Origin of the sequence: Bacteroides sp. f07, assembly GCF_042854785.1 — a bacterium.
Taxonomy (GTDB): domain Bacteria; phylum Bacteroidota; class Bacteroidia; order Bacteroidales; family Bacteroidaceae; genus Bacteroides.
In genome coordinates, this window is the sequence record NZ_BAABXI010000002.1 from 470,353 (window position 1) to 496,556 (window position 26,204).

16 protein-coding genes are annotated in these 26,204 nt (G+C 42.8%); 7 read left to right on the top strand and 9 right to left on the bottom strand.

Going from position 1 to position 26,204, the window contains the following annotated elements; translation table 11 throughout:
• Nucleotides 1-285 precede the first annotated feature (285 nt).
• The 8 genes from ACGHVY_RS16875 to ACGHVY_RS16910 all read right to left on the bottom strand — a co-directional run bounded on the left by ACGHVY_RS16875 (nucleotide 286) and on the right by ACGHVY_RS16910 (nucleotide 8,064).
• Nucleotides 286-1,260, bottom strand: a complete 975-nt coding sequence (locus ACGHVY_RS16875) for a FimB/Mfa2 family fimbrial subunit (protein WP_390600075.1) — start codon at nucleotides 1,258-1,260, stop codon at nucleotides 286-288.
• Nucleotides 1,261-1,294: 34 nt separating this feature from the next.
• Nucleotides 1,295-2,788: an Mfa1 family fimbria major subunit gene (locus ACGHVY_RS16880; RefSeq protein ID WP_308746265.1), complete on the bottom strand. Its 1,494-nt coding sequence runs from the start codon at nucleotides 2,786-2,788 to the stop codon at nucleotides 1,295-1,297.
• Between the two features lie 25 nt (nucleotides 2,789-2,813).
• Nucleotides 2,814-4,229, bottom strand: coding sequence for a hypothetical protein (locus ACGHVY_RS16885; RefSeq protein ID WP_390600077.1), 1,416 nt, complete (start codon nucleotides 4,227-4,229; stop codon nucleotides 2,814-2,816).
• 47 nt (nucleotides 4,230-4,276) lie between these two features.
• Nucleotides 4,277-4,468, bottom strand: coding sequence for a hypothetical protein (locus ACGHVY_RS16890; protein ID WP_308746263.1), 192 nt, complete (start codon nucleotides 4,466-4,468; stop codon nucleotides 4,277-4,279).
• An 11-nt stretch (nucleotides 4,469-4,479) separates the two neighbouring features.
• On the bottom strand, nucleotides 4,480-5,043 hold the full coding sequence (locus tag ACGHVY_RS16895) for a DUF3575 domain-containing protein (RefSeq protein WP_390600079.1): 564 nt from the start codon (nucleotides 5,041-5,043) through the stop codon (nucleotides 4,480-4,482).
• Nucleotides 5,044-5,055: 12 nt separating this feature from the next.
• Complete coding sequence (locus ACGHVY_RS16900; protein ID WP_390600081.1) at nucleotides 5,056-6,108, bottom strand: DUF3868 domain-containing protein; 1,053 nt, start codon at nucleotides 6,106-6,108, stop codon at nucleotides 5,056-5,058.
• A 22-nt stretch (nucleotides 6,109-6,130) separates the two neighbouring features.
• Entirely contained in the window at nucleotides 6,131-6,754 is a 624-nt protein-coding gene (locus ACGHVY_RS16905; RefSeq protein ID WP_308746260.1) for a DUF3575 domain-containing protein, read from the bottom strand.
• Between the two features lie 350 nt (nucleotides 6,755-7,104).
• Complete coding sequence (locus tag ACGHVY_RS16910; protein ID WP_308746259.1) at nucleotides 7,105-8,064, bottom strand: tyrosine-type DNA invertase cluster 3b; 960 nt, start codon at nucleotides 8,062-8,064, stop codon at nucleotides 7,105-7,107.
• A gap of 140 nt (nucleotides 8,065-8,204) precedes the next feature.
• Between ACGHVY_RS16910 and recO the strand changes: the two genes are divergently transcribed.
• Nucleotides 8,205-8,933, top strand: a complete 729-nt coding sequence (recO, locus tag ACGHVY_RS16915; protein ID WP_308746258.1) for a DNA repair protein RecO — start codon at nucleotides 8,205-8,207, stop codon at nucleotides 8,931-8,933.
• Between the two features lie 33 nt (nucleotides 8,934-8,966).
• Here the strand turns inward: recO and ACGHVY_RS16920 are convergent, their stop codons facing one another.
• Nucleotides 8,967-13,022: a two-component regulator propeller domain-containing protein gene (locus tag ACGHVY_RS16920; RefSeq protein WP_390600084.1), complete on the bottom strand. Its 4,056-nt coding sequence runs from the start codon at nucleotides 13,020-13,022 to the stop codon at nucleotides 8,967-8,969.
• Nucleotides 13,023-13,272: 250 nt separating this feature from the next.
• Here ACGHVY_RS16920 and ACGHVY_RS16925 point away from each other — a divergent pair, with 250 nt between their 5' ends.
• The 6 genes from ACGHVY_RS16925 to ACGHVY_RS16950 all read left to right on the top strand — a co-directional run bounded on the left by ACGHVY_RS16925 (nucleotide 13,273) and on the right by ACGHVY_RS16950 (nucleotide 26,181).
• Nucleotides 13,273-14,484, top strand: a complete 1,212-nt coding sequence (locus ACGHVY_RS16925) for a glycoside hydrolase family 88 protein (RefSeq protein WP_279120234.1) — start codon at nucleotides 13,273-13,275, stop codon at nucleotides 14,482-14,484.
• 362 nt (nucleotides 14,485-14,846) lie between these two features.
• Nucleotides 14,847-17,990 (top strand): SusC/RagA family TonB-linked outer membrane protein, encoded by a 3,144-nt coding sequence (locus ACGHVY_RS16930; protein WP_390600086.1) that lies wholly within the window; start codon nucleotides 14,847-14,849, stop codon nucleotides 17,988-17,990.
• A gap of 17 nt (nucleotides 17,991-18,007) precedes the next feature.
• On the top strand, nucleotides 18,008-19,840 hold the full coding sequence (locus ACGHVY_RS16935) for a RagB/SusD family nutrient uptake outer membrane protein (protein ID WP_390600088.1): 1,833 nt from the start codon (nucleotides 18,008-18,010) through the stop codon (nucleotides 19,838-19,840).
• Nucleotides 19,841-19,878: 38 nt separating this feature from the next.
• Complete coding sequence (locus tag ACGHVY_RS16940) at nucleotides 19,879-22,641, top strand: SusC/RagA family TonB-linked outer membrane protein (protein ID WP_390600089.1); 2,763 nt, start codon at nucleotides 19,879-19,881, stop codon at nucleotides 22,639-22,641.
• 22 nt (nucleotides 22,642-22,663) lie between these two features.
• Nucleotides 22,664-24,337 carry a RagB/SusD family nutrient uptake outer membrane protein gene (locus tag ACGHVY_RS16945; RefSeq protein WP_390600091.1) on the top strand — a complete coding sequence of 558 codons (1,674 nt, stop codon included), beginning with the start codon at nucleotides 22,664-22,666 and terminating at the stop codon, nucleotides 24,335-24,337.
• A gap of 293 nt (nucleotides 24,338-24,630) precedes the next feature.
• Nucleotides 24,631-26,181 carry a sulfatase gene (locus ACGHVY_RS16950; protein ID WP_390600093.1) on the top strand — a complete coding sequence of 517 codons (1,551 nt, stop codon included), beginning with the start codon at nucleotides 24,631-24,633 and terminating at the stop codon, nucleotides 26,179-26,181.
• Nucleotides 26,182-26,204: the final 23 nt, after the last annotated feature.

Consider the following 26,204-nt stretch of genomic DNA (forward strand, 5'->3'; position numbering starts at 1 on the left):
CATTAGTGTTCCGATTTTAACGGGACACTAATGATTTATCATTTCAGTTATCTATAAATAAGCAGTGCGTCCATTCCTCGCTCGGAATGGACGCACTTAACACAAACAAAACAAACAAATAAATAAAACGGCTTTTCTAGGGATATACCGTTTTATCAGGCATTTTGCATATAGTGGGAAACATATATGCGAAGAGGGCAATAAGCCCGCTCGGGTACTTCACAGTAGCCTTTCTTTAAACATCTCACCTATATTCCCATACAAAATATTATTTAGTCAAATTCTTTATGACTCCAGTTCTGAATCGTTCAGGCGTATGGTCCATCCGTTCACTTTCATTCGCGGACATATCTGTGGAATCCCCGTATCCGATGATTTGATAAAGAACAGGAGTGTATAAGAATCCTGACGGTCGAGATATTCCTGGTCGTCCATGTCACCAATATAATTGTAGATTTTGGATAACAATAAATATTGGGTGAGGGGCAGGCGAAGGATAATCTGTCCGCTGGGTATATGCTTTATAGATAATGTTGTGTTGTCTCCCTTCATGATGCGCAGCGTATTCAATCTGGCATGAATGACGGGAATCTGTTCGGACATTGTAGATACTTCCTGCCGATACGGCAGGTAGCAGACCGGAGTCATGCCGACAGGGGTGTTCGTGTAGTCTATTACGCCGTTGGCGGATTCCAGCGTGAAGACGAAGTCCTCTTGTCGTAGAGGGAGATTGTTTTCATCCTGAAGAATGCACGAAAAATAGTTCGTGTTTTTCACCAATCCGGCGGTGATGACCTGATATTCCTTACTGATAGTAATATTTTCAAGGCTACCGTGAAAGAGTGCATTCAGTTTTCTGGCAGATTGGTTCTTTTCGTCACATGCCAGCGATATATTCAGGGACTTTCGTTCCGTCTGTCCAGCTTTGAGATTTGGGAGCTGATACAGATTGTCGGATGCCCCTCCCCATATGAGCAGATGATAAGTCCCTTCGGGAAACGGCACTTTTACCATGCAGTAGCCTTGATGTAGTGTAATACTGTCTACGTCCAGCCGGTCCACATACTTGCCATTCTTGTCGAAGGCAAGAATGGTGATGTCGCCTACCTGCGTAGACGCGGCGTCCACGTTCAGGATATTATAGGTGTACGAGATTTTCAGCCAGGTTCCCGAAGGGCAGTCTGACAAGTCGTCGTTCACCCAGTCACAGGACGAGAACAACGCGACAACGCAAATAATATGTAGTAGAAATGAACGCATTTAGATTGGTTTTAGTTCAGGTGGCCGACGCTATTTATTCAAGTTCTACATCTTGATTACGTACGGCCCACGGAAAAACATTGATATTGATATCCAGTTCGGCTTTGTATTCGTCCGGTTGTTCCGGGTCGATGAAAGGTTCACCGCTGCCAAGACCTGCCACCTTGCTGATAGACAGGCGGTATATGTTATTACGTACGATGCCGAATTCCATTACGCCCATTTCCGTTGAATTGTTATCCTCGTGCTTGATCCAGTAGTTGTAGTAGCATGAGTAGTTTTCTGTCTTCTGGAAACGCTTGATGCTATATTGGGCAAGAATCTCCGTAGCTGAATCATCGGTAATGTCTTCAGGCAAGTTGTTCAGAACCAACTTGCGGATAGCATCCACGCCGGTGTAGAAGTTGTAGTTGAAGTAGAACAGCTTGGTCGGCCAGTTGGACGGATTGCTTACATTGTCACCGTTTTCGTCGAAAACGCGGTCGGCGGCAATATCCATGTTCGCTTTGAACATCACTCCGGTGCTGTACGCATTCAATTGTGCATTGATGTATGTACAGTTCTCCAGGCAGTAGATGTGCGACCAACTGTTTGCCTGCGCCATGCCTGCCCAGTTGCTGTCGTTGATGTCCAGGTCTACTAACGCCTGTGCGAAGAATCCGTCGGCATTGGTGAAGTCTTTGGCGCCTTCTACTGTCTTCTTGAAGAAATAAGGGTCGATTACATACCCGTTGTTATCATTGATGTCGCCGAAGTTTTCGTCCGTGTATGCACCCGGTTCCCGGAAGTCATTCAGTACGGCCGTGTGGCGGAATGTATAGAACTGTGTCGCCAGGTTCAACATTCTGAAATTATTGAGCTTGATGGTGCAATAGACCTTTCCGGCAGGGTCTTTCAGCGGGAATGTTTCCTGCTTTTGAGCCACCTCGATTTTTGCGACCACACGCTCCAGGCCGATGGAAACACTGGTCACCTTGTCAGAGTCAGTAGGTTTGTTTACCTCTACATTCAGATTGGCGGCACCACGGTTTGTCATGACAAATCCGCTTGCGGGTACGCTTGGAATCTTTCCTTCACTGTACGTAATGCCGTCGACAGCGTTCAGGAAAGCATCTTGTGTGCTGATATCTCCGGTGACGGCCTTTCCGTTCGCGATGGCGAAGATATTGTAAGTCCCCGGATTGACTGTGATTTTGTCGGCAGTGTACTGTATTTTCTGACCGTCCACACCGGTCTGGCTGATGTTCTTCAGTTCCTGCTGGTCTTTGAGAGTTTTAGTTGTCGAGTCGAACAGATAGACAGTAAGGCTTTTTACAGCATATTCCTCTTTCGACCCTACTTCCGTGACGCCCGATGATTCGGCGCTGCGGCTGAGGGCTACGTTCGGAATTTCGAAGAACAGGGCAAGGTTGCCGTTAGAATCCGAATGAGTCTCATCGGAAAAAGCTACGTCTGCATCATTGATGCAACTGTACTGTGTGACTGCTGCAAATAAAAGCAGCGACATTAACTGATTGAATCTTTTCATCTTACTTTGATTTTAATTAAATAAATTATTTAAATTCCCCAATTTGTTTTAAGTTTTCATCCGCTTGCGGCAATCCTGCGTCTTTGGCCTGCCGGAATAGTGTTTCTGCTTTCTCGTAATCTCCCTGAAGGAAACAGGCGACCCCTTCTGCCAATGTCTTTTCCGGCACTGCCGGAGCTTTCCGGAGAAAAGTGGTGGCAGTCTTTGTGTCTTTTTGCATCAGGGCTATGCAGGCAGCGTTCAGGTTCGCAGTAGGATTATCGGGAAACAGTTGTACGGCAGTCATAAAAATCCTGTTGTACATTTCGCTTCCCGGAGAGTGTGTGAGTGCGAGACGGAACATCTCTTCCAGACTCAAATTCTTAGGATTCGTATCGAATACCTTCTGCGATTCCTCTACCGTAAACGGGCGTACATGATACTCGACGGTATAGTCGGAATGTCTGAGTAAAGTGAACCAGTGTCTCGATGCAAAACGGTAGAACGCCGGAAACCGGCTCTTTATCATCTTTTCTTTATGGTCGGGATGATGGTCGCTTGTCACAATTCTCATGATTGCCTCTTTCTGCTGAAAAACCGTATCGCCAAGAAGCGCCTCAAACCCTTCCCAGTCTTCGGGCGTATAGGATGTGTGAATATCCTTTCCTTCGAATGTGTATAACCGGCTTACGTATTCTTTCAATGCTTGCGTGCGTTCGCGGGACAGTCGTTCGTTTATCCGCAACGGCCCGTCCGGTGATGCATAACCGTGAATACTGATGTGTGTGATGCTTACATTACTGTCTTTTTTGATGGTGTTGATTGTCTCTATGATTTTATTCAGTTCGGCTGCATTATTACTGTACTTGTCATTAATGACAGCTACATTGACGGGAAAGTCAATGAACGCCGATCCTTTCTCCTTTCTGATTTTCGATTTCTCGATTTGCGGAGTCAGGAATGCAAGTTGCGGAGCAGGCATTGGCTGTGGATGCAGGCGGGCGATGCAGGTGAAGTCTTCCGTACCGGGAATACCGCAACCGCAACTCCTCTCTATCAGTGAGAGCGCAGCCCGGTTCATCCATTTCTCAAACGGAACGGATTGCAGGTAATGCATAGTCTGCCTGACTCCGTTTCTTCTTTGCAGGGCTTGGGCTTCCTTTTCTTTTTTACTTGTCTCCCGCTGGAAAATGATATGTTGTTTCCGGCTGTTGATATAAATAGGCGGCAGCTCCAACTGATGCTCCGGACTGTCAGTGATAACAGGAACGAGCACCATTGATTCATTGGGCGAGAAGTCGCGGGTGATGTCTATCGAAATAGAAACCACTAACTCTTTCCCCATCTTATACAGGCTAGAGGAAGTAGTGCGAACGGAGCCCTGCTCTTTCGTTACAACCGTTTGAGCTTGTATCGAAAGGGATAGAATGAGCGCAATAATAAAAAATCCTCTTGTCTTCATAGTTGCAATAATCTGTATTTCTTCATTTCATACCGGTGTGGTGTATGTCACCAGGGATAAATTTGGGAGATTATTCCATGTTGTTGTAATTCTTCCAATATCTTTATATCCTTCTTGTTTTTGCTGATACCGCCATGTCCCAGGTGATATACCCGCCAGGGAGTGCTTTGGTATTTGCGTGCTATCCGGAGGTAGATGCTTCTTCTTTTCGAAAACCAAACTTTCCATATATTCTTCATACTTCGTTCTTTTAAAATAGATAAACCAAACTTATGGATGCTTTGCTGGGGCCTATATAGTGATAGTGTCCTTTATCACGTAATCCGGCACATTTCCTGACGCAGTTGTATTGTTTATAATGAATGAAATCGTACCCCACTCCCAAGCTCGTCTCTACATTCCAATGGTCGTTCAGCATCCAATGGTAGCCGCAACTGATGCCACCTCCTGCAAGCCAGCCCTCATATCGGTATTTCTTCAGATGGGAAAATATGCCGAAAGGTAGCTTCTTCCCGCCGACATTAAATTGTGCCCCATTGAGATAAGCTCCCCAGAAAAAGCCGTTAAACTTCTGGCAAGTCCAGTATTTATATTCGGGCTGTATCAGCCAGTAGCGGTTCACGTACATTTCACTCCGTTTCCACGGTCGCAGGCTTCCTGCCAGTTCGACGGTGTTCTTGTTTCCTATGGCATAAGAGATTCCGGCTCCGAAAGCCCCGTCGATGGCCGGAAGCGTGTTGAGCCTGACGGATACTTTTTGTGAATAGCTGTCAAGGCAACCGGATAATATGAGCAGGAGTATGAAATATTTCATTGTATCTGTCGGTTAAGGCCGTTTGTTATTCTCGAAAAAGACATTCAAATTGTACGCGGCTTCCTCGGAACCTTCCGCTTTGGCGGCTTTCAATATGCGGATGCCTTCGTATGTATTTCCTGTCATTAGTTCATATACACCCCGGCAACTCTTGTAGGCCAGTCCTTCGTGCAATGCCATCGAAAGAAATTTACTAGCCGATTTCGTGTCCCCCTGTTCGATGGCGGCTGCGGCTGCATTAAGGTTGGCGGCAGGATGCACCGGATACAACTTGACGCTGATATTGATAATCTGATAAAATTTCGCCTTGTTGTCCGCGTATGACAGTGCCACCGTATAAAGTTCGCGTAGCGATAACATCTGCGGATTGATATCCGCCATAATCTTCGCTTCTTCAAGATTGAAGTTCAGCTCTTTCTGGTTGCGAATATCCACATCATCCGATGCCGGTGAAACATACGAACCTTTGTATTTCAGTTTTCTGTTGGCCGGAGCCGGAGATGTTACGTTGCCGCTTGCTGTTGCCGGCGGAGGTGCTTGCTGAACCGTCGTACCGGTCACGTTCACATCGGGCGGAAGCACTGCGTACTGTGGCGCGATGATTAACGTATCTTTTAGCGTCTGTTCGCCTTCGGGTCTGACAATTGTTCTTCGCAGGTACACTGTGGCATCGTTCATCCAGTTTTCCGCCGGCAATGCCGTGCGATAGGCAATGGTGCGGGGATGTTCGTCATCAATGACCGCCACGAGGTATGCCGGACTGTGTTCCTTACCGTCTCTTTTTTTACGCAGTATCTGGTTGCGCAGGTATAATTTCTGTTTCTGCTTACCGTTCAGGTGGATGGCGGGCAGCAACATTCTCCGGTCTTGGCAGGTTAGGACAGGTGTCAGTATGACGGCGTTTTTCGGGTTCATGTCCTCTATCTCTACCGATATGTCCATCGAAAGAAGTAGTGAGTCTGCCCGTACTCCCAGAAAATGGGGGGTGATATCCAGCTTGACATTTTGCGCCGGAAGCAGATTGCATGTCAACAGGCAGAGCAGGATGAATGTTTTCGTTTTCATTTTATGCGTTTATTAGATTGATTTATTGGATGAAGTACACGACTGATATTCCTATTTGCGTGGGCCCCCAGTAGTTGTAACTGGATTTTTCTATCAGGGGCGCACCTGCGGGTTGTCCGTAGCGTTTGTAGTTGAGGTGGGCATATCCCAATGAGATTCCCGCTTCCAGATTCCATTGGGGACTAATCATCCATTGGTAACCGCTGGAGATGCCGAACCCCGCCAGATTGCCTTGGTATCGGTTGTTGGCAGAGGGAAATATCCCACCGGAATTGAACAGTCCATAGTGAAACTGCAGACCGATAAAGCTCCCTGCAAATGCTTCGTTGAACCATTTGCGGTATTCCGGCTGTATGAGGAAATGCTTTATTTTCTTGTTGTTGCCGAAGCTCCACGGATTATAGTTGACGGACAGACTGAGGGTATGTGTATCGTCGCAACGAATCTCTCCACCCAGATTGAGTGAAGTAGTGAGGTCGTAAAGCAGATTACTCTTGATAGCTATGTTCTGCCCGCAGAGGTTCGGGGCAGGCAGAATAGAAGCAATAAAGATGAAAAGGACGACCAGCCTGTGACTCGTCGTATACTTCCATCTGCTGTCGGTCGACAGCCATAGATATTTACTGATATCGGGTTTGTGTGTCATAAATATTTGTTTATGTGTGTCCGTTACTTCTTAGGTAACGGAATCCCATTAACATGACAGGAATGTGCAGAGTCAAAACAGGAAAAAGACAGCGGTCTTTTATGAATAAAATGTATTTGAATGCTTTCGGACGAAAAAATGTCTGGTAGTCAGCAATAAATAGTTTGAACATGAAAGGAGTCTGCTTCATGTTCTGACCTGTTATTTTATTTTTTTAAAGGAAAAGAATAAAATAAGAACTGATTTATTTGGATTATGGGATTCTTTTTATATATCTTTGTGCCGTATTTATATCCGTTACCTAAGAAGTAACAGATGTGTTAAGGTGCTTGTTTATAGCGTGTTATTGATTAGTGATTGCTTTTTCTGTAAGATTCGATGTAAGAACAATTTATTCTATTGGCTTCTGTTCTTTCTTTTAATCCGAAACCTTTCAAATAAGTCTGTGTTGTCTTGATTGATTTGTGTCCTAGTGATTCACTAATCATCTCGATGGAGATTCCCTGATACTTTGCGTTTGTTGCCCAGGAATGACGGATAGTATATGAGGTGACGGGTGATTTCAGGTGCAATTCTTTCGACAGGCTTTTCAGTTGGTTATTAAACCGGCGCAGAGCCGACTGGTATTCTTTGTAAACACCCTCGTCTTTCCGTGGCTTGTCGCCTTTCATGATATTGAACAGATAGTCCGGATAATCCTCCCTCGGTTCGTTGTTGTTGCGTAGTCTGTTCATCTCTTTTTTCGACATATCCAGTATTTCAAGGCTCATCGGCGTGCCTGTCTTTACACGGTTATATCTGAGAACGCCTTGCTCCAACGCCGATTTTTCTATATGTGCGAGGTCTGAGAACGGCATACCACAAAACTGGAACATCAGTCGTGCGATGGCTTGTGTGCGGCTCAGATGTTCGGACGGGGGAGTCTTGTAAAGAAGGGTATGCAATTCGTTGGGCGGCAATGCTTTCTTTTGCCGTACATCGACTCCTGTGTACACATCGCGGAACAAACGCGGGATAAAGCGGGCGATACCTGCTTCCACGCCACGGTTGTAAATGCTGCGCAGCATACGCATATAAGTAGAGACTGTATTCGGTCTTAGCCCGTATTCGTGAAGATACTGTCCGTACCGTCTCAGGCTGTCGCGTGTGATTTGCGCGAATGATATGCCCGGCGTAGCGCAGAACTTTGTGAATGAAAGAACGGCGTTCTTATACACGTGTGCTGTCGAATAGCGCCCTTCCTCTTGTAGCTTCCGTATATACGCTTTGGCACATACGGTAAATCCATTTCTGTTACTTTTTTGTTTCATAAGCTTGTTTATCTTTATATGTTAGTCAGGAACAATAACAAAAGTAGTTATCTTTTTTGTTGTTAATGCCTATGAAAACTCTCCGATTGCCATGTAATTTTTTGTAATTTTGTTCCGGATTGATAATGAGGTAGTCTGCTATGTTGCAAAAAACGAAAGGAATTGTTCTTCATACGTTGAAATATAATGATACGTCTATCATTGTAGATATGTACACGGAGTTGTCCGGCAGGGCTTCTTTCCTTGTGGCAGTGCCTCGTTCGCGAAAGGCGGCAGTGAAGTCCGTTCTGTTCCAACCGTTGTCTTTTATTGAATTTGAAGCTGATTACAGGCCGAACGCTACACTCTATCGGGTGAAGGAAGCGAAATCTTTTTATCCTTTTTCGTCTATTCCGTATGACCCGTACAAGTCTTCGATGGCGCTTTTCCTGGCTGAGTTTCTTTATCGGGCTGTCCGTGAAGAAGCGGAGAACCGTCCGTTGTTTGCCTATCTGCAACATTCTATCATTTGGCTGGACGAGTGCAGTGAGGGTTTTGCCAATTTTCATCTGGTCTTTCTGATGAGGCTTTCCCGTTTCCTGGGGCTTTATCCCAATCTCGACGATTATCATGCCGGCGATTATTTCGACTTGCTGAATGCTTGCTTCACTTCCATTCGTCCCCAGTTGCATTCATCTTATATCAATCCCGAAGATGCCGGGCGGCTTCGGCAACTGATGCGTATGAATTATGAGACGATGCATCTCTTCGGCATGAGCCGTGCGGAACGTGCCCGCTGCCTGACGATTATAAATGATTATTATAGTCTGCACCTGCCGGACTTCCCGGCTTTGAAATCACTGGAGGTATTGAGGGAATTGTTTGATTAAGCATCGCTGAAATTGTATTAGATAATTTTAGTTTTACGTCTTGAATCCAGGTTCATTGGTCGTTTCCTCATCCTCGGAGGGGCTGGTGTCTCCTTTCCGGTAAGTTTGTGGGGTGACGTGGTATCTCTCCTTAAAACATTTGCTAAAATATTTGGGAACATTGAAACCTACCTGGTCTGATATTTCCGCAATATTCAGTTCCATGTTGTTCTTCAGTAAGAATGCTGCACGTTTCAAGCGGAGAGTCATAATGAAATCAGCAGGTGTCTGCCCTGTAATGGCTTTTAACTTGGAGAAAAGTTTTGTGCGGGAAATACTCATGTGCGTTGCCAGCATATCTACATTGAAATCTCCATTCTCCATTTCCTGTTCGATAATTTCCATCACTTTATCCATGAACTTCTTGTCCATTATGTTGTTGGTCAGAATTTGTACGTTTCCTTGTGGCTGTTTGCTGAACTTCTCTTGCATTATGATCCGGTTATTGACCAGATTGTTACAGCGGGACAGCAAGATATTGATGTTAAACGGTTTGGTAATATAATCATCCGCTCCCATTCTCAATCCTTCCAGGTTGTGCTCGATGGCGGTTTTGGCCGTCAGCAGAACTACAGGTATATGGCAGGTATCAAAATCGGTTTTAATGGCTTGGCAAAGTTCCGTACCGGACATCTCCGGCATAATGATATCGCTGAGCACGATGTTGGGATTTTCGGAACGTACTTTCTTCAGCCCTTCCTTGCCGTTGGAAGCGGTAATGACAATATAGAACTCTTCGAATATTTTGGTCAACATTTCTTTTAATGAGTCGTTGTCCTCCACAATAAGAATTTTATACTCTCCTTCCTTTAGTCGGGTGTCATTGTTTGAAGCTGTTTGTTCCGACAACAGATATTGTTGGAACTCTGCACTTAACTCATTAACTTCATTAGATGTAAATGTATCTTTTGTGTCACAGATTTGTTCGGAGGTAAAGTGTTCTTTTCCGGTTTTCAGATGTATGCAGAAGGTAGTGCCTTCTCCCAATTCACTGGAAACTTCAATACTTCCATGATGTAGTTCGACTATGCCTTTAGAAAGCGAAAGGCCGATGCCGGTACCTACATAGAACAACGAATCCAACTGTTCCGTTTGATAAAAACGGGTAAAGATATTGCTGATGTCTTTGGCAGCTATTCCCGAGCCATTGTCCGTTACGTCAATGAGAACCTCCTGATTCCTTTTCCGGATGGATATGGAAATTATTCCTCCGGCTTTTGTGTGTTTAAAGGCATTGGAGATAAGATTGTTTATCACTTTTTGCATCTGCTTGGCATCGTACCATAAACTGATATTGTCACTACTCTTCTCGAAGTTGAAAGTAATCTGGCGTTGTACTGCATATTCCTGAAAAAGGAGATAATGTTCATATACAAAGTCCACAATATTATGCTCGCTGACCTTGATAGTCATGTAGCCTTGTTCCTGCTTGCGGAAGTCAAGTAGTTCGGTGATCAGCCCCCTCAACTGTAAACAGCTTTTGTATACCCCTAGTATTTTGTTGTAAACGTTGGGAGCAAAGGAACGCATCTGTAGTAACATTTCCATTTGTCCGATGATGAGTGTAAGAGGAGTACGGAATTCATGTGAAATGTTGGTGAAGAAGCGTAATTTGGCTTGGTTGAGTTTTTCGATATCTTCGGCATGCTTTTTTTCATATTTCAGCGATTCTTGAAGTTGGATTCGGCGATGGTAGGTACGTATGAGGTAACATACAATACCCGCAATACATATAAAATATAGTAGGTATGCCCAAATCGTATGATAGAAAGGAGGTAAGATCTCTATTTGCAATCTGCTTGGTGGAACCAGGCTTTCATTGATATTTCTGGCCTTGACAACTAATGTATATTTACCGGGATTTAGGTTGGTGTATGTAATGACATTTTGTTCCAGACTGTTCCATGTATTAGAAAAACCTTCCAGGCGGTATATGATTTTATCTTTATTGAAAGGTATATAGTCGGTTGTGGTATATTCAATGCTGAATATATTTTGATTAGGTTTAAGAGTGATTTTTGGGGTATAAGTTATGTCTCTAGTCAATATGCTGTCTTTATCTCCTACATTGATGTCCTTTCCGTTCACGATAAGTCGGAATGGATAGATGCGGTAAGAACGAGGAGATTCTTCAAGTTCTTTCTCGAAGAAAGAAATAATTCCGGTGGTTCCTCCAATGAATATTTCTCCTTTTTTGTTTTTGTAAAGTGCATTTTCATTGATACAACTTAGCGGGAGTTCTTCATAATTCTTGAATCTTTTCTGCTGATAGTTTAATATGGAGAATCCTTTGTCGGTAGTTACAAGTAGTCTGTTTGGCGATAGCTCGCAGATATTGTAAATAATGTTACTTGCCAAGCCGTTTTTGCTCATATCGAAGTTCTCGAAGTCATCCGTTTCTCTGCGGTATAAATCCAATCCATTTTCATTAGTACAGAACCATAATCTGTTCTGACTGTCTTCATAGATGGAATTGATACTGTTGCTACTGATGCTGTGCTCATTGGCACTCTTATACTTGTATATTGACAGTTTTTGAGTGCCAAAGTCGTAAGCGCAGGCCCCATTGTTGTTATTGGCTATCCATAAAATACCTTTGTGGTCGAGGGTTAATCCGAAACTGGATATGGTATTGTTGAATGCCACTTCATCGTGGAATAACGGTTTACATGTTCCGGTTTCAGGATTGAACAAACTGATTCCGTTGTTGGTTGCTAATATTAATCGCCCTTGATAGGGTAAAATATCTTCAATAAGATTGGATGGAATAGATGTTCTATCCCCCTTCTTATATTTATAATTGGTGGAGCGGCCGGTTTTTAAATCTAATTTGTTAAGTCCTTCCAGATGAATGCCGAACCACATTACTTTTTGGATGGAGTCGTAGTAGATTGCTCTTACATTTCCTTGTCTATAATTGTTGGGAGTATTTTTATCAGTATACCATTGATAGGTTTGGGTGACCGGGTCGTATTTATTAATTCCGCCCTTCTCTGTACCTATCCATAAATTCCCCTCGTCATCTTCGGTCATACGTTTAACGATAGGAGAGCTTAAACCTTCTTTTTCCTTGGAAGAAGTCTGGTATTCACGATAAATCTGTTTCTGTGGATTGAAATAGTTAATTCCTCCGGAATATGTCCCTATCCAAATGGTTCCTTGTAAGTCGCAATGTAATCCCCAGATGGAAGAGTTACTTAGACTTTTGCTGTTTTCTTTTTTCACATAACGGGTGAACTTTCTGGTTTGCTTGTCATACTTGTTAAGTCCGTTGAAAGTTCCTATCCATATATTTCCTTGCTTGTCTTCGCAACACCTGTGTGTATAGTTGGAACTGATGGTGGAAGGATCATCTGCTTCATATAAGAAATTATTAATCTGTTTGCCTTGTATGCAGTATACTCCGTGGCCTGATTTGGCAGTTATCCAATAGCAACCGGAAGAATCTCTGATGATATCGGAAATGTTTCCTTCTTTGATAGGCTGGGTCAGTTCCTTTTGTGCGTTGAGTATATAGAGTCCTTTGTTGGTTCCTATGAGAACAGAGTCGTTGTATACGTATAATCTTTGGATAATGCTATTATTTTGAGGCATCTTATAGAACAAATCGAATTTTGTTCCATCGTACTTGAATATCTGGTTTGAAGTGGCAGCGTATAGATATTCAGAAAAGAATTCTGCCCGTGTGCTTTTCTTTATGATAGGAGTAAATTGCCCTTTTTCTATGTCATAAGCGGAAATACCCCTGTTGGTCATGATATAAACGTGGCCGTTTTGGTCTCCTGTGATGTGATAAATATCATTGTATAGAATACTATTTGAGTTGTTTTTCTCTTTTTGATAGATTTTGAAATCTTTTCCATTGTATAAGCTGACTCCATTTCGTGTGCCGAACCACATAAATCCACGTTCATCCTGATAAATGGAAATAATGGAATTGTGTGATAGACCATTGTCGGTAGTCAAATGCCGGAAAGATATGCTTTGTGTACTACATGTAAGTATGTGTACACATAAGAAGTAGCAGATTAAAAAGATTCTGTTTCTCATAATCTTTAGGTATAGTAATCATTATTTAAGATTTGCAAATATAGTTTTTTTGTCGTGAGGAGGAAAACGTGATGTTGTGTTGTTAGGTGTATTATTGTTCAATTTATGTATTATTTTGTCCATTTTGCCCCATTGGGCTCGTTTTGTATGTTTGGGATTCCTTTCATGGATATATATAACCCCTCCAATGTTATTTCATTTTTTATTTTTGTTTGGTAAAGTTGATAAATTAATGAAATATTGATTGTTTATGAAAAATAATATTTTAACTCGTACGTGTATTGGTCTTTTCCTCTTTTCTGTGTTTGCTTGTGTGGGAGCTGAAAGACAGAAAGATTTCCTTTCGACGAATATAGAGTATGCCGCTGTCCAATATGGTTTACAAATAGATGCTCTTGAAAAGAATGATAAAATCTTAATACCTCGTACAGTGAACGCTAAAGGAGATATGGTGTATGCACGTCGTGGTTGGGATTGGACTCTCGGCTTCTTCCCGGGAAGCCTTTGGTATTTGTATAATCTTACCGATAATGAATACTGGAAGCAGAAAGCAGAGAAATGTACCGAATATTTATATAAGGAACAATATAATACTTCACATCATGATATCGGTTTTATCATAGGTTGCAGCTTCCTCAACGGCTTGCGTATGGGAGGTAAAGAGGAATATAAGCCGGTCGTAGTACAGGCGGCCAAATCCTTGTCTACCCGTTTTCGTCCGAATGCGGAGATCATTCAGTCTTGGAATACCGACAAAGGACGTCCGTTAAAGATGGGATGGAAATGTCCGGTGATTATTGATAATCTGATGAATCTGGAACTTCTGTTTGAAGCCACCCGGTTGTCCGGTGACTCTACCTATTATAATATAGCTGTTTCACATGCCGATAAGACCTTGAAGAACCATTTCCGGAAGGATGGAAGTTCGTATCATGTGGTAGACTATGATCCGGAAACGGGAGAAGTGCTTAAGCGTTGCACGGCACAAGGATATTCCGATGAATCGGCATGGGCACGAGGACAGGCTTGGGCTATTTATGGTTATACAATGTGTTATAGGTACACACACTGTCAGGCATATCTGAATCTGGCGAAGAAGGTGTATGAGTTTATATTTACCAACTCAAATCTTCCCGAAGATTTGATACCTTACTGGGATTTCGATGCCTTGAATATTCCAAAGGAACTGAGGGATGTGTCGGCTGCTACTATTACGGCTTCCGCACTGTATGAGCTAAGTGCCTTCTCAAATAATAAGGAATATAAAGAAACAGCAGATAAGATAATGAAAACGCTGTCTTCTCCGGCTTATCGTGCTGAAATTGGTGAGAATCATTATTTTCTGCTGATGCATTCAGTGGGTAGTTTCCCGGACTGCGCTGAGATAGACGTTCCTCTTAGTTATGCCGACTATTATTATCTGGAGGCTTTGAGACGTAAAAGAGATTTGGAAAAAGGGTGAATATATCTAATTGTGAAAACATGTTTTAAATCTTTTTTTCTGTTGTAATAGAGTTGTGCTTTCTCTGTGCAAAGCGCTATAAACCGGGGGACTATGGATTTGCAACGAAATAACTACAACTCTGCGTACTTGATGATGGGAGGAGACTTGCTGTAATATGGGGTATTATTGTTTGGTTATGGGGTGTTTTTGTACATAAATACCTTATTGTTGATTGTGTATAATATGCTACCTTCTTGTGAATAATAGATGGCTCTCAATGTCTAAAATCTATTTAATTTTGTGAATTATTGATAGAACCTTTTTAATAATATATTTTATAATTCTTAAATTTAAAAGAGATGGAAAACTTCTTCTTTCCAATGAAGATACCTCAGAGACAGGTATGGCTATTGGCGACGTTTTTGTCATTTGGGCAAATGGCTTTCCCTATAGGAAATAGTGTGTCGGGAGAGGCCTCTGTTGCAAGTTCTATTGTGCAACAGAACCGCAGAATGATTACCGGAACAGTGACTGATAGTCACGGTCCGGTAATTGGTGCCAGTGTAATTGTAAAGGGAACTACCAGTGGGGTTATTACTGATGTGGATGGTAACTTTAAACTGGAAGTTCCGATAGGTGCTACTATCGTTATATCTTATGTGGGATATAAGGATAAAGAAATAAAGTATACCGGAGAATCCACCTTAAAAATCGAACTGAATGAAAATGTTCAAGAGTTACAGGAAATACAGGTGGTGGCTTATGGTGCTACCAAGAAAGTGACGGTAACAGGAGCAATGTCGTCTATTACAACAAAAGACGTATTGAAAAGTCCGGTATCAAGTATTGGTAATGCATTGGCAGGTAAAATGCCAGGTTTGTCTGCCATCCAGACTTCCGGTCAGCCGGGTAGTGACGATCCCACAGTATATGTGCGTGGTGTGGGATCATTGAACGAATCCATGTCTCAGCCTTTGTTTTTGGTGGATGGAGTAGAACGCAGTTTCTTCCAACTCGATCCTAATGAAGTGGAAGATATTACGGTATTGAAAGATGCTTCTGCAACGGCTGTGTTCGGGGTACGTGGTGCTAATGGCGTTATTTTGGTGACAACCAAACGCGGGCAGGAAGGGAAAGCGAAAGTTAGCTTCTCTACTTCATTTGCCTTACAGACACCTACTCGATTACCTGATTTTGCTAATAGCTATGAATATGCCACGGCATATAATAACGCCCAGCTTCACGATGGATACACCGAAGCCCAACTGGCGTTCAAACCGGAAGCTATTGAAGGGTTTCGCACTCACAGCAATCCGTTGGCTTATCCGGATACGGACTGGATGGACTATTTGGTACGTAATACGGCTCTACAAACGCAACATAACTTGACCATTTCGGGCGGTTCGCAGAGAGTGCGCTATTTCGCGTCACTCGGTGTATTTACTCAGGACGGGCTCTTTAACTGTTATCAAAAAGATTATGATGACAATTACAGCTACAATCGCTACAATTATCGTTTGAATTTGGATGTGGATTTGACAAAGACTACACAGCTTCGTGTGAATGTGGGTGGACGTGTCAATGACAAACACACTCCAGGTGTGGATGGAGAATCGGGTCTGTCCAGTATTGAGACTATTTTCCGTGGTATTTATTGGGCTGTTCCATTTTCCGGTTCAGGTATCGTGGACGGAAAATGGGTGTGGGCGGATGCGCGTAATATTTCTAGTTCTTTCGGTGATATGCGTGATGCCATGTACACTTATTACGGACGAGGTTATGATGTGACTTATGGTAATACGCTGAATTTCGACTTCTTGTTAGAACAGAAGTTGAACTTTATAACCAAAGGCTTGAAAGCTCATGTGAAAGGTGCTTATAATAGTTCTGTTTCTCTTACTAAAAAAAGACGTGGTAAAACTCCTCATTACGAGCCGTTGATACAATCCGACGGATCGGTACTGCTTCGCCGTGTGGATGAAGAAAATATATTAGGCTATGAAGAAGCTATCGGCCGTGGTAAGGACTGGTATGTGGAAGCTGCCCTGAACTATAAACGTGACTTTGGCAAACACCACGTTTCGGGACTTGTAATGTATAATCAATCTATCACTTATTACCCTAGCGGCCCTTCGGCGTTTTTGTCAATTCCGAGAAGTTATATCGGTTTGGTGGGACGTGCTACTTACGACTATAACACCCGTTATATGTTCGATGTGAATATGGGATACAACGGATCGGAGAACTTTGCTCCGGGCAAACGTTTCGGTTTGTTTCCCGCGTTCTCTGTGGGTTGGGTGATATCAGAAGAGAATTTCATGAAGCCGGTAAAAACTTTTATGGACTACCTGAAAATGCGTGTATCTTATGGTATCGTAGGTAATGATCGTGTGAGTGATAAGTCCCGTTTCCTCTATCTGCCGGACGTATACAATGCTTCCAATGGTGGTTTCTACTTCGGTAGTGGCAGTTCTATTACTACAGGTGCCAACGAGGCAAAGAAGGGAAATCCTAATGTGACTTGGGAAACGGCTGCTAAACAGAATTATGGTGTTGACGCTTATTTCTTTAATAGCAAATTGAAGGTGAACTTTGACTACTTCATCGAACACCGCCGTGATATCCTGACTTCCCGTGGAACTGACCCCGGTTATTTGGCTGTGACGCTTCCTACCGCTAACATCGGTAAGGTAGACAATAAGGGATATGAAATCAATGTGAATTGGAGAGATAAAATTAACAAATTGAGATATAATATCGGATTTAATATTTCGCGTACCAAAAACAAGATTATTTATATGGACGAGGTGACTTATCCGTATGCTTATATGCAACGTACCGGTAAATCTGTCGGTCAGCATTTTGGTCGTAAGTTTGCCGGGTATTTCTCCGAGGAGGATGTGGAACGATATGCCACCGAAGGACATGGAGGTATTCCTGATCATGGCATTACTCCCAAGCCTGGCGATGTGATGTATATGGACTTGAACGGTGATAAAAAGATAGACCAGAATGATATTACCGCTATCGGTAATACTAACTATCCGCAGTTGTCATATGGTATCAACTATGGTATTTCTTACAAGGGATTTGACATCAGCATGACTTGGGCGGGGGCTGCCAAGACTTCACGTATGTTGGACGACGTTTTCCGTTATCCTTTTGGGCAGACTAACCAACGTTCACTGATGAAATATTTTGTTACCGATACCTGGACACAAAAGGGGAGTGCGGCTAAATATCCCGCTATCTCGTTTGTGAACAGAAGTAACAATTACTATGACTCTGATTTATGGTTGCGTGATGCTTCTTACTTACGTCTGAAGAATGTGGAAGTGGGTTACAGTTTCTCCAAGAAAATTTTGAATAAGATGCATTTAGGCAGTTTGCGTGTATATGCTACCGGTTATAACCTGCTTACATTTGATAAATTGGACGTGATAGACCCGGAGTCGAAATCTGCTGCAAGAGCTAATTATCCATTGGTGATGGTTATCAACTTTGGTTTGAAAGTAGGTTTTTAATTAAAAAATAGAATGATATGAAATCACTTACAAGATATTTTCAAGGATTGATGTTGGGGACTTTACTGATTACCACAATATCATGCGAGGACTTTGCGCTGGGTGAAAAATTCCTTCAGAAACCTCCTAGTTCGGATGTTACCATTGATACCATCTTTTCTACAGCGGTATATGCGCGTCGGGTGCTGTGGAATAGTTATGGTAATTTGCCATACGCATTTTGGGCAAGTAACAGTTATGGTTTTTCTACCAATATGTGGTTTGGAATTCAGGAAGATTTGACGGATTTGTGTAATTCAGCTTTGACCTGGGATGGTCCTAATAAAGTTTATTACAGTGGTGCTTACAATGCCGGTTCGGAAGAGGCGTCCGATGGAGACGGAGCTACCAAATACGGCTTTACCCGGCGTAATAGCTGGAAAAGTATCCGCATGGCTTGGGTGTTTATAGAGAATGTAGACCGTGTGCCTGATATGGATGAAGCTGAGAAGTTGCGTTTGAAAGCGGAGGCTAAAATTGTGATTGCTACTCAATATGCCGAGATGCTTCGTCACTTTGGTGGTCTGCCTATTGTAGACCGAGCTATTTCCGCAGAAGATGGTTTGGGATTTCCTGCCCGTGCCACTTTGCAGGAGACCGTAAATTTTATCGTGAGATTGCTGGATGAGGCTATTGATTGTAAAGAGCTTCCCTGGAATGTTACTGAAGAAGAATCTGACAACTGGAGTGGTCGCCTGACCCGTGCTTCTGCTATGGGATTGAAAGTGCGTGTACTTTTGTTTGCTGCAAGTCCCTTGTTTAATAATGAGATGCCTTATTATGAGGGCGAAGCTTCCGAAAAATTGATGACTTGGTTTGGGGGATATGACCAAAAACGTTGGGAAGATGCCGCAAAAGCAGGCGAAGACTTTTTTAAGGCATTGAATAAGGAAGGTTTCTACGATTTGGTGAAAGGGGGAGAACCGCGTATGGCATTCCGTGACGCTTACTATACACGAGGTACGACAGAATCATTGATTTCGGTACGCCGCCATTATAAGACCAACAATATCGGGGGGATCATGCAAAGTGCACGTTGGGGTGCTTGGGGAGTTACCAAGGAGTACTTCGATATGTTCCCTATGGCAGATGGAAGCGATTTTGACTGGAATAATCAAGAACATGCTAAAAATCCGTTTGTTAATCGTGACCCTCGTCTGTGTGAAACTATTCTGTTGGATGGTGACAAGTTCGGTAGCGGTGTGGCTGCTATATATCGGCAATATTCAAAAGATAAGACAAATTATCCGAAAGGTGAACATTATAATAATAAAAGTGTCAACCTGGATGATAAAGGGCTAACTACTAACGGTCTGACAGCACGTAAGTTTTTACTCGACCGTCAAGGGGAATGGAGTGGTCGTGTCATTCAGTGGCCGTTGTTGCGTTTGGCTGAGGTCTATTTGTCATATGCTGAGGCGTTGAATGAATGTAATCGTACCGGTGAGGCTTATTCTTATATCAATGCGGTGAGAAATCGTGTAGGTCTGGGTGATTTGAAGGCAGGTTTGAACAAGGACGAATTCCGTGAAGCAGTACTTCGTGAACGTGCCTGTGAATTTGGCTTTGAGGAAGTTCGTTTCTATGATCTTATTCGCTGGAAACGTGAGACGGACTTTACTAAACATCTGCATGGTCTTTATTTCTATAAGCATAAGAAAACAGGAGAATATCTGTTTGAGTTCCCGCAACTGAAAGAAAGAGCTTGGCAGAAGGCCGGTGGCTTCTCTCCGAAGTGGTATTTGAGTGCATTCCCTCCCAAAGAGGTGAACAAAGGGTACGGATTGGTTCAAAATCCTGGTTGGGAATAACATAATATATTATTGAATAAAGTAATCATACTATCCTTATGGAAAAAAGTATAAAGCTAATCATTACAGGGCTGTTGTGTTCTTCCATTGCGGCAGCTCAGGTAGCAGACAGCATACAGCATTACGGACGGGGTATCTCGTTCAGCAAGAAGGAAGCGACTACCGCCGGTGGCATGGCTACGGCTGATGAATTGGGTCACCGTACCAGTACGGTAGCCTCCAACGCTTTGTTTGGACTGATTCCCGGTCTTCAGGTTTTGCAGAATGGAGGGAATGAATGGGAAAACGGTGCTACACTTTATGTACGCGGTGTAGGTACTACTAGTAGTAAGAGTCCGTTGATATTGATTGATGGTTATGAACGTAGCATCGATAATCTTGCTGTGCAAGACATCGAGTCTGTCAGTGTACTGAAAGATGCCGCTTCACTGGCGCTTTATGGTATGCGTGGCGCTAACGGTGTGATTCTTATCACTACCAAACGTGGTCATGTGGGGAAACCGGTCATTACCTTCGACTATGAGTTTAAGATGGGTACACCACACCGTTTACCGGAATTTGTGGATGGTTATACTTATGCTCAGGCCATGAATGAAGGCTTGAAAAATGACGGTACCACGACACCTCGTTACAGCCAGCGTGAGTTGGATGCTTTCCGTGACCAAACTTATCCGGAGTTCTATCCTAATGTGGATTGGATGGACGAAGCGCTTCGAGACCATAGTTTCGGTAACAATGTGAATTTTTCCCTCCGTGGAGGTGGTGATGTTGTACAGTATTTTACTCAGCTGAATTACCTGAACGACAAAGGTATTTTGCAACCAACCGAGGAGAATGAAGGGTATTCTACGCAGTTTAAGTACTCTAAACTGAACTTTATGACCAATCTCGACATTAAGTTGGGAAATACCACTAAATTGCAACTTAATATGCGTGGTAACTTTGCGGAGGATAATCGTCCCTATACCACTACCGCTGACATATTCGATATGTTGTATAAAGTTCCGTCGGGTGCTATGCCTGTCAAGACTTCCAGTGGTCGATGGGGAGCAACTTCTATTTATGGCAGCAACCCGATAGCTATGATTTCTGATACGGGTTATGAACGTGGGCAGACTCGTAACCTTTATGCAGACATAAACTTTGCACAGGACTTGAGTTTTATTACTAAAGGTTTGTCTGCTACCGCACGTCTGGGCTTTGACAACGAGGCACGGTATTGGGAACGCAACCAGCATAAGTACGCAACCGAACAGGCTACTATGGGGTGGGACGGTGAAGAAAATTCTTATAAGAAGTTGACCGAAGAGACTGCTTTGGACTTTAGTAGCAGTATCAAGGATGTAGTTCGTCGTCTGACTATTAATGCGCAGGTGAATTATGACTGTACCTGGAATACTGAACATAAGCTGAACGCTACTGTGCTTTATAGCATGGACAAGCTGATGAAGCGTGGTCAGAATACGGGTAGAGCCTTTATGGATATTGTGGGGCAAGTCCATTATACTTATAAGAACCGTTACTTGCTGGATTTCTCTTTGGCGGGTTCTGCGTCCAGTATTCTTGATCCGGATGATCGCTGGGGGATTTTCCCTTCGGTAGGTGCAGGATGGATCCTTTCAGAAGAAAATGCTTTGAAGGCTGACTGGCTGAATATGTTGAAACTTCGTGCTTCGTATGGTACTGCAGGCCGTGCTGACTATGGTGTACAACTTTTCCGTGGTTCATATAGTGGTGGTGGAAGTTATTATTTTGGTGAAACACCGGCTTCCATCAGCGGTATGAAAGAAGCTCGTCTCGCTGTAGATGGGTTAACTTATGAAAAGTCACATAAGTTGAATGCGGGTATTGATTTTATGGCATGGAATCGTCTTTCTCTATCAATAGATGGCTATTATGACCATCGTACAGATATTCTGGTAGATGGTGATGGTGCTCTTTCTTCCGTACTAGGTATTGCAGCTCCTGATATAAACAGTGGTATTGTGAACAGCTATGGTGTGGAAATTGCGGCTAACTGGAATGATAAAATAGGAAATGTTACTTATCAGTTAGGCGGTCAATTCAGCTTCAATCGTAATAAAATTAAGGAGATGAATGAAGTATATCGTCCATATGATTATTTAAAACGTACCGGACACTCTGTAAACCAGTATTTTGGTTATGAAGTGGAAGGGATTTATCAGAGTTGGGATGATATTGAAAAACGTGAAGTGAAGCAGATATTGGATGAAGTACGTCCCGGTGACTTGAAGTTCAAAGATCAGAACGGTGATAAAGTAATTGATGAATATGATCAGGTAGCATTGGGATATAATAAAATTTGTCCTGAGATTTACTACGGTTTCAGTCTTGGTGCCGAATACAAAGGATTAGGATTTATTGCCTTGTTCCAGGGGGTTGCCAATTATAGTCAAATGCTTGATACACGTAGTATCTATCGTCCGCTGGTAAACAATAATACCGTATCTCAGCATTATTATGACAATCGTTGGACGGACGGTAATCCCGATGGAAAGTATCCTCGTCTCACTTATAATGGTTCCAAGAACAATTATAATACTAATTCCTTGTGGGTAGCTGACGCCTCGTACCTGAAGTTGCGTACATTGGAAGTGTATTATGATTTACCGCAAAGGTGGGTAAACAAGTTACCCGGTGTAAATCACATGAGACTGTTTGCCCGTGGACACGATTTGTTCAGCATTGACAAAATGGACGGTGTGATAGACCCCGAAATGACAACTACCGGCCATCCGTTGATGACTCAATATACATTTGGCGTTAATTTACGTTTCTAATAATTTAAGCGAAATGAAACTTATGAAATTAAAACATATAGCATTACTTATGTCGGTCTGCATATTGGGCGGATGTGACTTCATGGACTGCGATGAGTCAAACGATTACCAAAAGGAAAACATCTTTACGAGCTTTGAACGTTCCAAGAAGATGGTGACCAATATTTATAGTTATTTGCCTCAAGATTTTTGTAATACGGAAGGTGCTATGCAGGATGCGGCTACAGATGATGCCGTACATGTGTACAAGTCTTCAGCTATTCATTATTTTGTAAACGGTACTTGGTCGGCTAATCGACTCGTAGATGATGTATGGAGTAAATACTACACAGCCATTCGTGCCGCCAACCTTTATCTGAAGGAGGCTGAGGGGCAAATTTTCGAGGACTGGGAAAATGCAGAGAAGTATAAGGACATGATGAAGGAATTCAACAACTTTCCTTATGAAGTACGCTTTCTTCGTGCGTTCTATTATTTTGAATTGATTAAGCGTTATCATGATGTGCCGTTGGTTACTACTGTTCTCACTCAGGACGAGGTGAATAACTTGAAGCGTGAAAGTTGTGATTTGGTAGCGGACTTCATTGTAAAAGAGCTTACAGAAATTACTGCTGAAGGCAAACTGCCTATTACTTATACAGAAGGTTTTGCCAGCAAAGATATTGGCCGTATCACTCGGGGAGCAGCCTTGGCTTTGAAATCCAGAGTTACGCTTTACATGGCAAGTCCCCTCTATTCGGAAGATAATGCCGAAAAATGGAAGAAAGCTGCGTCCGCTGCTTATGAAATCATCGGTAATGTTTCAGAGTTGGGGTATACACTGGTGGATGATCTTACGGCTCAGTTCCGTAAAGTGAACAACACATGCGCTGAAGTGATCTTAGCCCGTGGTGTAGGTGAAACGGGAGATTTTGAGAAAGCCAATTTCCCCATGGGAGTAGAGGGTGGAAAAACTTCTACTTGTCCCACACAGAATTTGGTAGATGCTTTCGAGATGAAAGACGGTTCCAAATTTGACTGGAATGATCCTACTATGGCAGCCAATCCTTACAGTAACCGTGACCCGCGTCTGGCAAGAACCGTGGTTTACAATAATATGAATTGGTGTGGCGCCCCTCTTCAGATATGGGAAGGCGGTGCTAATGGACTTCCTCTGACTAACGCTACTACTACAGGGTATTATCTGTACAAGTATCTTAATCCCAATATCAGCTTTGCGTCAGGTTCTACTACTACTAAAGCGCAACATAACTGGGTCTTGTTCCGCTATGCCGAAATATTGCTGAACTATGCGGAAGCAATGATAAATGCTTTTGGAAATCCTGATTATGCAGATGCGGATTATCCTATGACTGCCCGCGAAGCTGTGAATAAAGTGCGTGCGCGTGGTAAGGTAGAAATGCCTCCTTATCCTGCAGGTATGAGAAAAGCTGATTTCATTGAACGCTTGAAGAACGAACGACGGGTGGAATTTGCTTTTGAGGGACATCGTTTTTGGGATGTGCGTCGTTGGAAGGATTTGGATAAGACTGCTGATATTTATGGTGTGAAAGTCATAAAGAACGAAGCTGGTAAGTTTGAATATTCCAAGTTCCTGATGGAAACCAGAACCATTACGGACAACTTGTATTTCTATCCGATTTCTAATACGGAGAAATACAAAAATCCTAATCTGGGACAGAATCCGGGTTGGTAATAGTTTTTTGAATGTGTGATAATAGGTAAGATTGTCTTTGGAATCTCAAGACAAGATGTATATAACACGGCCCTACGCTACTTTTATAGGGTATAGGGCTGTGTTATTAGTTTATAGTATACACATTGGTACGACTTCCTTCATTTGGAGTGCAAGTAGATTAAATGGTGGGAAGTGAGAATTTCGCTTTTCAATACCTTGATAAGATTGTTGAATTACAGAATGTTCCTCGTTGAGTTAGCTTTAGTCAGAAGAAGTGATATGGAATAGTCTTTGTCTAAATTAAAATAGAAATGAAACGAATTTTACACAAACTTATTTGGAGTCTTCCTGTAACTCTTTTTACAGGAACGTGTACACAGGTTGTTGGACAGGAACAACGACCGAACCTAGTCTATATTTTCCCGGATCAATATCGGTTGAATGCATTGAGCTTATGGAGCGATCCGGCATATCGCAATGTGCTGAATACGGTAGGTGATCCGGTTCATACTCCTAACCTGGACAGGTTGGCAAAACAGAGTGTTGTTTTTAATCGGGCGTGCAGTACTTGTCCGTTGAGTAGTCCTCATCGTGCCATGTTGATGACAGGCGCATTTCCGGAGAAGAATGGAGTGCCGGGTAATTGCCATGTGAATAACCAGAATGGTATTCCCGACAGTTTGGTTTGTTTCACAGATGTACTTGCGACAGCCGGTTATGAAACGGCCTACGTGGGAAAAACGCATTGGCATCGTACAGAAGCTTTGTTTGACAAGGAAAACAATTATGTGGGTACAACCAAGGAGCCCGGCGGACATTGTGTATATCCATACGATACCTATATTCCCGAAGGAAGAGGACGCAAGAGTAATAAATATTGGTTTCAGCAGTTGAAAGACAGTCACTTTAACGCTACAGCCTATTCCAATCGCCCGGAACTGGTGGGTGGACAGAAGGATGGTGAACCGTTTCGTTATCGTCGGTTTACTTCGGAAGTGGAGGCGGATGTAGTGATAGGCTATCTGCGGAATAAACAAGGGGAGCGGGATGCTTCTAAACCTTTCAGCTTATTTTGGAGTATAAATCCGCCTCACACACCTTATCATAGACTTACGGATTGTAAGGAAGAGGTGTTTAACCAATATTACAAAGATTTGAAATCGGAAGAAGTCTTGCTTCGTCCCAATGTGAAGTTTGGTGAGGGTACACAAGTGAAAAACTTGGAACAACTGACATTTCAGGCTAAAGTTTATTTCTCTTTAGTGAAGAGTGTGGACGAAGAAATAGGTCGTGTGTTAAAGGTTTTGGACGAAGAAGGTTTGACGGACAATACTATTTTAATATTTGCCGCTGATCACGGAGAAATGATGGGTAGCCACGGACGTATGGCGAAGAGTGTGATTTACGATGAATCGTTCTCTATTCCGTTCTTTATACGTTATCCCGGTCGATTGAATCCGGGGGTAAACGATCTGATGTTAGGTGCTACGGACATTATGCCGACTTTATTGGGTATGATGAATCTCGAAGACAAACTTCCTGAAACTGTGAAAGGAAAGGATTATTCGCAAGGCATTCTTACTGGTAAATATAAGAATGTAAAGAAACCTGTTTCTCAATTCTTCTATCAGCAGAAAGAAAAAGGTGTGCGTACCGACCGTTATTCGTATTTGGTGACAATAGATGGAAATTATCAGCTTTTTGATAATCTGAAAGATCCGTACCAAATGCATTCTTTGAAGATGGAAGAGATTCCGGCAAAGCAAGCGAAGTTACTGAGAAAGGAACTTGGAAACTGGCTGAAAGTGTCAGAGGACAGTTGGGGTAAGGAACAAAAATTCCCTGATAGGATAACGTACTAAAAATGATATGATGTAAAAACTAA